The sequence below is a fragment of the Paenimyroides ummariense genome (assembly GCF_900115115.1).
Classification (GTDB): Bacteria; Bacteroidota; Bacteroidia; order Flavobacteriales; family Flavobacteriaceae; genus Flavobacterium; species Flavobacterium ummariense.
In genome coordinates this window covers 1-13,606 of the sequence record NZ_FOVI01000046.1, presented here as the reverse complement: position 1 = coordinate 13,606, position 13,606 = coordinate 1, and the positions used below count along the sequence as shown (strand labels likewise).

The 13,606-nt window shown below is 34.9% G+C and carries 13 protein-coding genes; 5 read left to right on the top strand and 8 right to left on the bottom strand.

Going from position 1 to position 13,606, the window contains the following annotated elements; genetic code table 11:
* Positions 1 to 541 precede the first annotated feature (541 nt).
* The 6 genes from BM253_RS16570 to BM253_RS16545 all read right to left on the bottom strand — a co-directional run bounded on the left by BM253_RS16570 (position 542) and on the right by BM253_RS16545 (position 6,560).
* Entirely contained in the window at positions 542 to 1,015 is a 474-nt protein-coding gene (locus tag BM253_RS16570) for a lipocalin family protein (RefSeq protein ID WP_091526517.1), read from the bottom strand.
* A 62-nt stretch (positions 1,016 to 1,077) separates the two neighbouring features.
* Positions 1,078 to 1,707: a hypothetical protein gene (locus tag BM253_RS16565; RefSeq protein ID WP_091526515.1), complete on the bottom strand. Its 630-nt coding sequence runs from the start codon at positions 1,705 to 1,707 to the stop codon at positions 1,078 to 1,080.
* Positions 1,708 to 1,779: 72 nt separating this feature from the next.
* Positions 1,780 to 2,640, bottom strand: a complete 861-nt coding sequence (locus BM253_RS16560; protein ID WP_091526513.1) for a helix-turn-helix domain-containing protein — start codon at positions 2,638 to 2,640, stop codon at positions 1,780 to 1,782.
* 1,684 nt (positions 2,641 to 4,324) lie between these two features.
* On the bottom strand, positions 4,325 to 4,822 hold the full coding sequence (locus tag BM253_RS16555) for a VOC family protein (protein ID WP_091526511.1): 498 nt from the start codon (positions 4,820 to 4,822) through the stop codon (positions 4,325 to 4,327).
* 84 nt (positions 4,823 to 4,906) lie between these two features.
* Positions 4,907 to 5,785: a helix-turn-helix domain-containing protein gene (locus BM253_RS16550; RefSeq protein ID WP_091526509.1), complete on the bottom strand. Its 879-nt coding sequence runs from the start codon at positions 5,783 to 5,785 to the stop codon at positions 4,907 to 4,909.
* A gap of 103 nt (positions 5,786 to 5,888) precedes the next feature.
* Positions 5,889 to 6,560, bottom strand: a complete 672-nt coding sequence (locus BM253_RS16545) for a TetR/AcrR family transcriptional regulator (protein ID WP_091526507.1) — start codon at positions 6,558 to 6,560, stop codon at positions 5,889 to 5,891.
* Between the two features lie 144 nt (positions 6,561 to 6,704).
* On the opposite strand from BM253_RS16545, the gene BM253_RS16540 reads away from it, so the two are divergent.
* The 5 genes from BM253_RS16540 to BM253_RS16520 all read left to right on the top strand — a co-directional run bounded on the left by BM253_RS16540 (position 6,705) and on the right by BM253_RS16520 (position 11,559).
* Positions 6,705 to 7,580: a pepsin/retropepsin-like aspartic protease family protein gene (locus BM253_RS16540; protein ID WP_091526506.1), complete on the top strand. Its 876-nt coding sequence runs from the start codon at positions 6,705 to 6,707 to the stop codon at positions 7,578 to 7,580.
* 8 nt (positions 7,581 to 7,588) lie between these two features.
* Positions 7,589 to 8,908, top strand: a complete 1,320-nt coding sequence (locus tag BM253_RS16535) for a serine hydrolase domain-containing protein (protein WP_143095698.1) — start codon at positions 7,589 to 7,591, stop codon at positions 8,906 to 8,908.
* 26 nt (positions 8,909 to 8,934) lie between these two features.
* The gene (locus BM253_RS16530) at positions 8,935 to 9,810 is read left to right on the top strand and encodes a hypothetical protein (protein ID WP_091526502.1); all 876 of its coding nucleotides are present in this window, start codon (positions 8,935 to 8,937) and stop codon (positions 9,808 to 9,810) included.
* An 895-nt stretch (positions 9,811 to 10,705) separates the two neighbouring features.
* On the top strand, positions 10,706 to 11,101 hold the full coding sequence (locus tag BM253_RS16525; RefSeq protein ID WP_091526500.1) for a cupin domain-containing protein: 396 nt from the start codon (positions 10,706 to 10,708) through the stop codon (positions 11,099 to 11,101).
* The gene (locus BM253_RS16520) at positions 11,086 to 11,559 is read left to right on the top strand and encodes a helix-turn-helix domain-containing protein (RefSeq protein ID WP_091526498.1); all 474 of its coding nucleotides are present in this window, start codon (positions 11,086 to 11,088) and stop codon (positions 11,557 to 11,559) included. Before BM253_RS16525 ends, BM253_RS16520 begins: the two co-directional genes overlap by 16 nt.
* A 347-nt stretch (positions 11,560 to 11,906) precedes the next feature.
* Here the strand turns inward: BM253_RS16520 and BM253_RS16515 are convergent, their stop codons facing one another.
* Positions 11,907 to 12,083, bottom strand: coding sequence for a histone H1 (locus tag BM253_RS16515; RefSeq protein WP_091526496.1), 177 nt, complete (start codon positions 12,081 to 12,083; stop codon positions 11,907 to 11,909).
* A gap of 294 nt (positions 12,084 to 12,377) precedes the next feature.
* Entirely contained in the window at positions 12,378 to 13,316 is a 939-nt protein-coding gene (locus BM253_RS16510; protein WP_143095697.1) for a catalase family protein, read from the bottom strand.
* Between the last annotated feature and the right edge of the window lie 290 nt (positions 13,317 to 13,606).

Sequence of the window (13,606 nt, the reverse complement as noted above, 5' to 3'; positions counted from 1 at the left end):
TATTTGTTTGTTCCAACGTAAAATTATTAAATTATTCGTAAAAAAAACAGTGAGAATTTTAACATTTTTTATTTTGAAAAACCATAGTTATCGGATGTAGCATGACAGTGTGGATAGAAATTAATGATTTTTGGATTGAATACTGGATTGATTAACTACGAGAATCAAAGCGCCATTTAACAGTAAAACGAGCTTTAACAATTTAAAACCGAAACGTTCACGGCTTCCAAGCTGAAAAATAATGTCTGGAGGTAATTAAGGGCAAAATCATAAAGGAGCAAAGCACATGATCACTTCCATCGTAATAGAGATTTTAATGTAGTAGATGTAGTTGATTAATTAAAATCGGAAGGATTATGTGCCGTAGCTCTTGCTATAAATTAAGGGAAAAACATTTAAAAATCTCAGGAAAATGATGAAAGGTAATTTGTGTCTTGCCTAAAAATAATCAAACATATATTTTAATTATTACCTAAAAAAAGGGCTGTCTCTATTATGAAACAACCCTCACTAATTCTGGTATTAAATTTAAATGACGAATTTATTTTTCAAATAACACGTGCAGGTCTATACCACTGTCTGATGGTCTTACACCGCCTTCATGAATTACCTGTAGTTCCATCTCATTATTGTCGATATGGAGTATTCTGTAAGCTGCTTCCATACCGCTTTGACTCACCTTTAACACTATTTCCTTTGAACCTTCGTTTAAGATCCAGGTTCCCGGATGTTTTTGCTCCGAACAGTTGTTTTGTGCATTATAGTATCCAACGGTTTCTTTGCCTTCCGTCATTAGTTCCATATAGCCGAAGTAGCTGCAGTTGCCATTTTCTGTTAGTGCCTGTACCAAATCTCCGCTTTCGGTATCATAAAAGTTAAATGTGGTCATATTCCATTTACCCAGTAGTTGCTCCTCTAAACTTTTTTTCTGAGGTGGTAAAACCTGTGAGTCGTCACTGCTGCATCCGATAACGATAAATATAAGAAGTAACGGAAAGTAAAATAATTGTTTCATGGTTTAAAATTTAAAGTTTATAAATTAATGTTCTAAGTTTTTTGTGAATACTGATGTTTGCTTTAGTTGATTTTTTTTGACGATAAGTACCATTTCATGAAAAGTGTGAATAGTAAGCCACCCAGCAAGCATATAGCTAAAGAAACAGCTAAGTTTTCAATAAGTATTTTTTGACATGCCATTAGTGGAAAAATAAACGAATTGAATACAAACATAATCAGTCCGAACAGCAGACCTCCTAAAACCCATTGCTTGGTTGTGGAATAGGGAGCTGGCTCATTTACAGTTTGTAAGTTTTTAAAACGCTCTTCCTGTTTTTTATACCAGCTTTTCTTCAATGCATTTTTAAATGGATACCACAACGGAGAACTGATCGCAAGAACTATAAATGAGGTAGCGTTTCTTATACAGGGGATAATGCCTTTGCAGTTCGGACAGTAAAGACCGAACCAGTTGTAAAATCCACGAGAACCGCTCCAAATGTGACTTCCGTGCAGGGTGTTGCAATGTGGGCATGGTATATAATTGCGCGCTACAAAAGGTTTGTCTGTATTTCTTTCAACCAGACCTGTTTTTGCAATGCGCTGTCCTAATACCAGTTCGTTAAAAGTCAATCCGGGATTGATTATATAATGAAGGTACATCCAGTTTTTCCACGTATACACCTTGTAAGTATTTTTATCAAATTCCATTGTGTGCGTCGTTTAAATCTGTAGCAAAAATAACACTGCGCACTAATGGAAAATTGTATAAATGGGACAATCTTACTTTTCGTCGATAAAATGCCAGTAAAGATCCTCATTGCCTATCTGTACAATTTGTGGAAGCAGTGTCTTTGGTGTTTCTTCGGTGATGCTTTTAAAATGCCTGATAAAATGCGACTGATCGTAATACATACTGTATAGTGCAATATCCGTAAGGTTTACAAATTCTTTGTGCTGCAGTGCATAATTTAGGGAGTTTCGGAACATAACCATTTTTTTGTACTCTTCAATAGTGGCGTATAGGTGTTTTTTAAAAAGGCGAAGGAGCGTTTTTCTGCTGGTAAATGTGATGTCTTCCAATGTTTCAACCTTTACCGTACCATTAGAAAGAACGATTTCTCTTACAGCTCTCTGCAGAACCTTATTTTCGAAAGGCCGCATAACAGCCATTAGTGCGTTTTCAAGTATATCGATTTGTTCTTCTATTGGTTGCTCTTTTTTGAGTGTACGTATGTGTTGTTCAAAAGTATTATTCATTAGTACTTTCTGAAAAGAACCGCTTAGAAACTCATTTATTGGTTTATCTATAAAATGATTCAGACCCAAGGGGTAAAAAACAATTCCAATTTTATGAAAAGTTCCTTGTAAGTCTACATGGATCTTATCTTTAAGGTTTATACAGTAAAGAAAGGTTAGTTTATCCTTGTCGGCAGATGTACGTACTTTAGAAGTTTTTTGCTCAGAATCAATTTCAACATCGTTTCCCTTGTAAATAGTAAGGGCGTGCATATAGTTTGGATAAAAATAAAAGGCTTCTGAATGATTCTCTTCAGTGGAAACATGAAAGTAGTAATACGATATGTATTTTTTTAATAGTTCGTTTTTAGGTTTGTGCGTGATAAGATAATTCGTTTGGTTCATACCCTAAAGATAATCATTTTTTAAATTATGTTCAGCAACTATCACTGTATAGTCACCTTCTGTTGCTGTACAGGCATCTTCTGTACCATACGTTGATGTCTGACGTAGAAATGAGTTGTTCCAAATCATACCTTGGCTTATCTGCCTCTTTTGAAAACAAAGAATGGTTGAAAGAATTATTAAAAAATATGCCCACATACCGGCTAAAAAAATCTACGGTTCTGCTTTGTTGCCAATTTTCAGATTGTTGAAGCTTACCGACAAATAATAAAATAAATAATGATTAAAACTAAAAAAACATAATCTATATAAACCCAAAGCTCTCTTTGGGCTTAATGAAGTAGCCCCATTTAACCTTTGGGTTCAGTAATCACAACTCTTAGAACTTTATTGAAAACTGAATAAACATTAAACTCAGCGGTATGAGCTTTTAGTCAGCCTGTCCCGCCCAATAGCGGGAAGTGTCGAACCACTGCATGAAGCGTGAGCAGATCGGGGTGTGAAACACCGTTTCGATCTGATAGCTTCAAAAGTGATCTTCGACCGATTAAAAGATCACCGCAAAAAGAGATTTTTGGTACTTTTTATCTTTAAAAATCGTAAGATTCACGACTTCCAAGCTGTAAAATAAAGCCTGGACGTAAAGTACAGAAAAACCGAAATGTTTCAATAACGATCAATAGAGATTGAGAATCGAAAAATATCTTTCACTCTATTTGATGCCGTCCAAGATGACAACCTAAACACAAAATAGGAAGCGATGCTGCAAGCTTGTCTTGCTTTAGGTGATGCAACATCACAGTATTTATAGAAATTATGGATTTTTGGATTGAAACTGGATTGATTAACTAGGAGGATCAGAGCGCCATTTATCAGTAAAACGAGCGTTAACAAGTTAAAGTAAGCGCAAAATCATAAGGGAACGAAGTGACGTTTTTATGATTTAGCTTACAAAACGTAGTTGACCGTTTTAATGATACGGCAAGATAAAAGAAAAAAGATTTTTGCTTCTTTTGATCTATCAAAAGAAGGGAAAAAACCGAAAATTTTGTATTAGTAATCACTGGAGATTAATTTCCCAAATAGTTCAACAATCTTAATAACAGTATATGATCGAAAAACATAATCTATATAAACCCAAAGCTCTTTGGCCTTAATGAAGTAACCCCATTTAACCTTTGGGTTAATTGAATTCACAATCGAAAACAAATTGAATAATAATGAGAATCTAAATGACATTAGTTTTTCGACGAGTGTCAAAAATGTTGAAGTTTCCGAGAAAAAGAAATACTGTTTGAGAGCTTGCTCGAAATCGAAGATTCATGAATACATTACTGTTAAATAAAAAGGAATGAATAGTTTATTTTGTTTAGTGTAAAAATATGAAGAGTAGGTTTTTTTATGGAGTCTTGATTTTTTGGTTCGTTTTGCATCAAGACAAATCGAAGATTCACAGCTTCCAAGCGGTAAAATAAAATTTTAGATGTAAAATGAACAATAGAAGTTAAGAAGCGAAATGTCAACTTGAAAAAAGGGATTGTAATAATAAGGCAAATTAAAAAAAATAAACCCAAAGCTCTTTTTGGGCTTAATGAAGTAGCCCCATTTAACCTTTGGATTCATTAAAAAAAAGAGAAAAGCTAAAAAGCTTTTCTCTTTAATAATAGCGTATTTCCAATGATTGTTAAGGATTGTAAACGCCGTTAAAAAGTATAATCCTCCATCCGTCTGGATCTTCATACGTTTCACTTTTGTCTTTCCAATAGGGGTTCTCAGGTTCAACGGGCAGAATCCCCAACCTTTGTATCCTTTCGTTGGCTGTTTTGTAAGCTTCTGCGCTACTGTAGTACAATACCATAAGGTGCTCTTTTGTAGGCTCGGGTAATTCGGTATACTTTTCGTACTGTGTGAATTCAAGATGATGTGTCTTATCCGGCATCGCCAGCATAATACCGTCATATCCCGCATGCCCTTTAAACGACCCTAATAATTCTAACCCCAGTGCTTCTGTATAGAAGGTCTTAACCTTTTCCAGATTGTTGGTTGGTCGTGCAGTTCTGAACTGTACTGCCTGCAGTTTTTTTCCATCTGTTACTTCTTCAGTAATTGTGCTGCTTTTACACGAAAGTATCGAAGCGGCTGCACATAATATTGCTGTTGACGCCGTTAATTTTTTAATCATGGTAGGCTGTTTTAAATTATGTGGCAAAGTTTCATAATTAAAGCAGCGAAGGCAATTGCAGAAATTCGGTTTGTATTGTCAGTTTTACGGCTTCGTTCTAAATTCAACGGGAGACATGCCTTTTAATCCTTTGAAGAAACGGGAAAAGGATGCCGCAGATGAAAACCCCAGTTGATACGAAATACTTTTTATACTCAGGGTTGAATAATTAAGCAGTTGTTCCGCTTCTAAAATAATCCTGTTCTGAATGAGTGACAGTGCAGCCGCGCCGGTATGGTTCTTTACACATTCGCTTAGGTATTTTGCCGATAGATTCATTAAATCAGCATATTCCTTTACGGTCTTCATGGTGCTGAAGTGTTGTTCGGTCAGTTTTCGGAATTGGTATAACACCTGGTACTGCCTGTTTATAAGCTTTTCGGAATTTATCAGGCATAGCTCGCATACCCGGTTGTAATCGTAAAGGATCTGTAATATGTACAATCTGCTAACTTCTGTGCAAAATGGCGTTTGTTTTTCATTTTCTTCTTTTATTTTTTTGATTTTATATAAACTGTCATTAAAATCAGCAGTATTTAAGTTAAAGACAGGTGCGTATTCCGGACTTATGTAAAGCAGTTCTTCCATAATATCTGTTTTTACAAACCCCTTTTTTAGAAAATCAGATTTAAACAGCAACAGGCAGGCTTTAAAGTCTTCTGAGGTATCACTAATCGAAAATGTTGTATGCGGTGGAACGGCTGTCAGACACTTTGAATCCGTTAAAAACCTGTGAGGTCCTACTGTAGTGGTACAGTTTCCGTTAGTACACAAAAATATAGCATGAAAATTTAAGTTTTCGGCATTAAGTGAAAAATTTTTACTGTCAGCATCTATTACACAGAAATCGGTTTGGGTAGCAGCTCTGGGTTTGACTGCAGCGATTTTAAGAAAATCTTTGATCTCTAAAGATTTTACCTTCATCTCATTTTAGATTTTAAGTAAATGTGAAATTACAAAACCTTTGGTAATGTATTGCACATAATATTTGCCAAGGTTATAGAATTTAAAAATAACGTCCAAAATTTTAAATGGTCTTCTCTATTGTAGTGTTGCTTTGTGAATCCGCTGTCAATCCATCATATGTTTTGTCAATTAAAAATGTAACCGCTTCTTTAACGGCATTTCTTCCATCGTCGGTTTTCAGGTCGATACCGCTGAAAACGCTCCCGTTGTGTTCGGCATACATATTCAGATAATAGATGCCGGCAACCAGAACCGCACTCACAGCCCTGAACTTTTCTGCATGTTCGCCAAAATGTGGATCTGTGATTTGCGAGAACAAGCGTTCTCCGCTTTCTTCCTGCTCATCTGTAAGCTTCCGTAATGATTTTCGTTCTTCAGAAAGCCGCCATAATAGTACTTTCTGCAGTTCTTTGTTTTTTGATAAATAATCATACTGCGATAAGAAAATTTCTTTACTGAACTCTTTCCCTCCGTCATTAATTGGCGTGTGCGCCATATCGGCAGCGATGTTGCTCCAAAAATCCTGAGTGGCTATATATTCGTCGATTAGTCCGTCTAAACTCCCAAAATAATTATAGATCATTTTTTTGTCAACACCGGCTAACTGTGCAATATAGTTAACTTTTAAGCCGGCATAACCTTTCGTCTTCAGTATTTTTTCAACTGCCGATAAAAATTTCTGCTTGCTGCGTTCTGTGTTTCTAAATGTTCCGCTGGCTGGTTTTCTTTTCATTTATTAGCTTTCTTTATGCAAGATAAAAAATTTTATGATAATTTTAAACACCATATAGTGTCTTGTTTTTATATTTGCTCAATATGTTTTAATTAAAGATGACAGGCGTGATAATATAAGCGTAATTAAAAAAAAAAACTGTTTATGACCCAATTACATAAATTACTGCTTTTACCCTTAGTGCTGCTTTGTTTCAACGCTTCTGCACAGCTTACGGCAGATACCGTTAGTTTACATATTAACGAGCAAAATACCATTTATGTTAAAACGGTTTTTAATGATAAAGATTCGCTTATCCTTAATTTTGATACAGGTTGTACCGACTTAATCATTACGGCAGATGTTCTAAAAAATAAGTTAGGTAACAGCATCCAGCTTTATAAGACCGATTACGCGCTTAAGATCGGAAAATCGGTTTTTTCAACCAAAGTGTACGATGCACAATTAACAGGTCATGGTACCGAAGGAAGGTTTGGCTGGAACTTTTTTGCTGATAAAACGGTAGAGCTTAATTACGATGACGGGATTATGGTTGTTCACAGCGAAGTTCCTGCAGAGGTTTTAAAGGACGGCACGTATACACGTATGCCTTTTAAATTGATTGAAGGGATTCCTTTTATACAGGCAGAAATGATACACCATGGTAAAAGCCTGAAAGAATACTTTCTTTTTGATACTGGCTATCAGCGCACGGCGATGCTTGATAATGAAGAGTTGCACGAAAAACAGTTCCCTGCGATGAAAGAGTTGAAAAGGGTACTCATGAAAGGTGCGCAAGGAAACGAAATTCCTGTTATAACTTCTGAACTGCAAATCTTGAAGATTGGAAATCTTGTGCTGGAAAATGTTCCCGTTCAGCAGATAACGGGAAACAAACCCATGAGGAATCGTAAGGCACATATATTGGGTAATGAAGTGCTTAAAAGGTTTAATGTTTTTATGGATTATAAAAACGGCTTTTTTTACCTGAAGCCTAACAGTCTTTTTACCGAAGAATACATCGAATCTAAAACATCTTGATTTTTAAAATGAATTATATTAAAACAATTGGCAGCCTTTTTATTGCAGCGTTAACCCAGTTTTCCGTAAACGCCCAATCATCACTCGATACTTATTTCGAACATCTTTCAGAAAACAGAAAGTTTATGGGTAGCGCATCCATCCTGTTTAAAGATTCAGTCATCTATAATAAATCGGTTGGTTTTGCAGATGTTGATTCACAGAAAAAAAACGATATAAATACTAAATTCCGTATAGGGTCTGTTACAAAAACGTACACGGCAGTGCTTACTTTGTTGGCAAGGGAAGAAGGAAGGATTAAGCTTAGCGACAAACTGTCGAAATGGTTTCCGCAATTCGAAAATGCTGATAAAATCACCATAGAAATGATGTTGAAGCACCGTTCCGGAATTTTTAATTTTACAGAAATTCCCGGCGAATCTGCTTGGGAAGCTGATCCGCATACTCAGGCAGAATTTGTTGATTATGTTTCTAAACCTAAAAATAATTTTGATCCAGATACAGCTTACGAATACAGCAACACCAACTATGCGTTAATAGGTTTTATCCTCGAAAAAATCTATAAGAAAGATTACAATACGCTTATTCAGGAGAAAATTTGCAAACCTTTAAGGTTAGAAAATACCTATTATACTTTTGAAAATGATCTTGCAAAAAATGAAGCTTATTCTTATAACATTCAGGACAAATACCTTAAAAACGGATCAATAAATTATTCGAACGAACCTGGGAGCGGAGGCTTGCTTTCAACAGCAACCGAAGTTAATAAGTTTGTTTCTGCTTTATTTATGGGAAAAATTATCAGCCCTGAAAGTTTAGAATTAATGCTGAACATAGAAAATGATGAATATGGTCTCGGAATTGAAACGTTTATGCTGGGCAGCTTAAAAGCATTTAGGCATACGGGCAGGATCGATAATTATATTTCGGATTACTGGTACTTTCCAAACGAACAATTAGGACTGGTAACGTTGGCAAATGCCACCAACATCAATACCGATATGGTTCAGGTGGCCATGCTGCAATTTGCCTATGGTAATGCACCTATATCTAAAAAATATGATAGTATAGATGAAATGAGTACGGAAGATTTCTCAAAAATTAAAGGCACTTATTTTTATCCAGACCAATCTATTTCGGTAACAATATCTTCTGATGGAAATAGCTTGATTTTTCAGGATTCCAGAGCTGGTCAAATGTACGTTCCGTTTGCTTACCTGGGTAATAATAAGTTTGAGTATGAAGACATCTTTCTTACATTCGATCCAGAGAAACAGCAGCTTACGCAGAAACAGGGTGAAAGTGTAATTGTAATGAAGAAAATTTAGAATCCTGCTAAAGCAATGATAAAAATATGAGAAATACTATTTTAAAAACGTTACTCTTAGTTTGCTTCATAGCAACAGGCGGTTATTCGCAAAACAATCGCGAGTTGCAGCAGATGGCAGATGATGATCAGTCTGCTCGTAATGTAGCAAATATCGACTGGGAAAAATTAAACGGAGCAGACAGCCTTAGAAGGATCCGTGTTCTGGAATTGATAAAGTCAGGAAAAGTAGTAACGGGTACAGATCACCTTAATGCAGGTATAATATTTCAACATGGTAACGATACAATTGCATCTGCACTGGCGGTGAAAAGTTTTAAGACAGCGTTAGAATTAGACGGTTCGTTGAACAAATGGTGGTATCCTGCGGCTGTAGACAGAGATCTTATGCGCAGAAAGCTACCGCAAATTTATGGCACGCAGTTTATAAAAGATCATACCACAGACGAAAAATGGCAACGCTATACGATAGACACTACAAAAGTAACTGATGAAGAGCGACGTTACTATGGTGTGGAAACACTGGCTGAACAAGAGTTGAAAGAAAGGCTTATGAACCAACAGTCTGTCAGTGAATTTTATCAAAAAACAAAATCCATTAGTGAAACCATTGAAGAAATAAAACGTCAGTTTAAACAAGGTACGTTGTCTGCATATAATATTAGCGAAGAGGCTGTTAATAATTTTGGGTATGAATTACTGTCTAAAGACCATAATAATGAGGCTTTAAAAGTTTTTGAACTTAATACCAGGTTGTATCCCGATGCTTACAATACTTTTGACAGCTATGGCGAACTATTGCTAAAAATGGGCAGAAAGAAAGAAGCTGTGAAAGCTTATAAAGAGTCTGTCAGGCTTAATCCTGAAAATGAAAATGCCGTAAAAATTCTAAAATCCCTGTAATTGAAAAACTAATGATTGTTTTCATATCTGAAACGCTTTTACCGCAAGCTTAGGAGTTATCACTGGTTTCTTCGAAATTTTTAGGTAAAGGGATCTGTTGTCAGTTACAGTAGAAGTCCAAGTTTTGATACTGATGGTCGGAAGATTTTTTCCGACCTTTTCTTTTTAGATACTATCAATTGTTTGTTTCATTCAGTAGTTTCAGTTTTTAAATTTGTCTTTTACATTAAAACCTTGAAATTTCAGTTGCAGCAGCTTTAAAGCTTCATTTGTTTTTAGTGTAAATGGTAAAAATATTTCTTTTAATCATCAGGTGTAGACTTCTGCATTGTGAACTGCTTTAAATTACAGGCGTATGATCTGTTGGCCTTAAATTAATGTAATTTCATCTGTGAAACACCTGATTTGATTTAACCATTTATTGAAAGGTATTTATTATAAAACTTTGATTGCTACATACTACTTTTGAAATAGAAAAATTAAGTCGACAGGAATAGCATTGAAATATTTATCTGTTTCAACATTATTTGTTAAGTGAAAGTTAACATCTATGCTATAGTTTTATGCAGATCAGTGCCTGATAGTTAAATAAATAATGGTGCAGTAAACTAGTTTTGAGTATTTAATCAGCAGTTTTACTATGGTTCTTTATTGTTTAATCTTATGATTTTCAATTGTTAAAACTTTGGTACTTACTTTGCATTAGTAAGGGTTGGAACCTGTTTTGTAGACAGGATCTGCGTTCTTACGTGAAGTGGTTTCAGAGTAATGATGCAAGGAGGATAAATATGCTGGAATACTGCTGATTAAGGTCGCCATTTAAAGTAAAAGTGCAGATTTAATTTTAAACAGACAGGGGCGGATTAAAATTATTAATGTAAAAGAGTTAGTGAGAATGAAAGATTTTTTAACCAAACCTTTTTTATATCTGAAGAATAAACAATTTTTAAGCCTTTATTCTTTAAAGTATGTGAGTCAGTTGACGCCTCATTATTTTAGCCCTAAGAATACGGGAGTCTATATGCTTCATTTTTATATAAAAGGAAAAGGTACATATAAGATAGATCAACATATTATTGAAGTTAACGCGGGATATGCACTGTTTACTTCTGCTGCAGCAGACATGCAGTTCCATACTTCTCAAGATTGTGAGGGTTTCGCGCTTATTTTTTCAGAAACCTTTTTCGGAAGGTCGCGCATGAAAAGCTTCTTTTTAAAGAATACGCTTTTGTTAACAGTGTGGATAAGGTTGTTTTTTTTCCTACCGGGGACAGGATGGAAGAATTCCTGATGCTTTTTCAATTGGTGATCGACCAGTTAAGGAGAGGTCAAAGCGAAATTCAGGAACAGATTCTTGTAAATTATGTTTTTAGCATTTTGCTTATTAGCGAAGAAGTTTTTACAAAGGAAAGACCTACACTAAGGGTTGCGAACGAGATAAAGCTTATTAAGAACTTTAAATATTTGTTCAATAAAGAATTAAACCGCCGCCAGAGTGTTAAGTTTTTTTGTAATCAGATGAATGTCAGTTTAAGTACTTTGGACAGGGCCTTTAGAAAATACGAAAACAGCAGCGCTAAAAAGTGGATAAATACCCGGCTGATTGAAGAAATTGAAATTGAACTTAAAAGGTTGGATATGTCGATCGGTGAAATTGCCTTCAAGTTCGGTTTCAGCGAAGTAACCAATTTTACGAAGTTCTATAAGGGGCAAACCGGAATTACGCCTAAACAGTTCAGGTCGGAATAGTTCGTAAAAGATATTTATAATGGTTGAAGGTCTGGATCCTCCATGATATGAATAATTAAAAATAAAAGCATAATACTAACACGGGAATATCATGGATGAAAATAGTAGTGTAGAAAGCGAAATCGAAATTAAAGAAGCTTTTACAGAAGAATTACTGGAAACAGATCGATATCTGGAATGATAAATTAAGGGAACTGAATATTCCTCTGAAGATTGATTTAAATTATACCGACGAAACTGCTTAGAAAACTGTGATATTTTATGAGTTTATTTTTTTAAAGCATCAATAGCACTAAAATTAACTGTTTTGACTTTATAATGATTAAAGCTCCCAGTGGGAGCTTTTCTTATTTTTTAGATTCTTCTAAAGATACCTTACGGAATTCTTTTAAAAGTTTTTCTAAATTTAATGTCGATTTGCGTGCTCTGGTTCCAGCAGCCTTGTTTGATTTTTCTGATTGTAATTGTGCATCCTCGTTAAATGCGGCCATTTCAGCATTGATTTTTCCGATTAGTTCTTGCATGATATTCCTTTTTAAAATTTTATCATGCAAAAGTAAAAATTTTCTGATCTTTACAGGATGTGTGGCGAATAAATCTAATCCTTTACTCCAATTTAAATTAAAGAGCAATTGTCTATTTTGAGATCTGGTATTTTACAATCCATACGAATATAGCAATAGGGCTATACCTAACAATATAATGATAATAATAGCGATTAGCGTTTTATTTACGGTACTTTTTCCTCTGAACATAATTTAAAATTTTTGTTGGTAAAGTTTTAAAGTCATATACACGATACATTGTATAGTTATTGCTCAACGCCTTCGTTCTTCCAATGAAGCTTGGTAGGCTTTATTTCTTAAATGTTGTATCCTGCCAACGGGCTGAAATGCTTCAATACTTTCAAACGGATTGAACGATGATTGTTCCACATTCGGATCGTTTTTATCTGCATAATTGGTGAAAATAAATTTTCCAACACAGATAAAGGGACTGTCTTTCCATTCCTTGTGCAGTATATTGACCGGCTGGTTCTTTAAATCATAAGCATATTGTATGTAAAGTTTTGCAATGTATTGCCCTCTTTTATTGAATAGTTCTTTTGCAGATTTTTCTGTAACCGCTTGTTCAGGAACCAATTTCAGTTTCACGATATGGTTTCCAAATCTGTAAGCACCAATAGAATGATAGTCGAATGAAAATAATGAATTATTTCGTTTTTTAATTAATTGCGTTACGTTCTTTAAAAAATCAAGATGCAGAACGTGTGGAAATATACGTATAATACAACCTGTCATACCAAGCATGCTCCAACATTTCTGTATCATGTTTCCTGCAAAATAGGTGTTTAATGCAGTGAAAAATTTCAGAAAGTTCGATACATTATTAAACGGAAACAGTGGAAAATTAACCAGCGGAAAATTAGCCACGGTCTTTGTCTCATTTGATAATTTCAGTGAAAAACCGTACGCAGGCAGTGCGTTGCCCTTTACAATTTTCATGTGTGCGTTCGATATTCTCAATGTAGCGTCTAACACATTCTCGGGAAACAATGATTGTTGCTCAAACGCATCATCAACCAAAAATTTTCCCTGCAAAATGTCATAAGTTGTTGCGTGCGCATCTCTTGTTTTATAAGGCACTTGGCTTAGTTCAGGTGTTTTTCGTACAAATTTCTGTATGGCAACGGTTAATTTATCCAATAAGGCTTGCTCCTTAAAAGACAGTTTGTCAAAATCTGCTGTATAGGTCAATTTTTCTCGCATACCGTTATAAATCAAATTACAAACCATTTTAAAATGATCAGAAGTTAAACTGCTTTCTTGATATTTCGAATATTTTGGGCTGTAGATTTTTACGGCAATTTGTAGAAAAAATGAATTAAGTTGTTATTTCCATAAAAATAAAACTGCAAGCATACAGCTTTAATATACTGCAACAGAATTATTTGTATTGATTTTAAACCACATTGGAAGGAAAATTGCGGTATAAATTAAAAAAGAAACTATGAGAGCAATTTGGAATGGAGTCGTAGGCTTTGGTT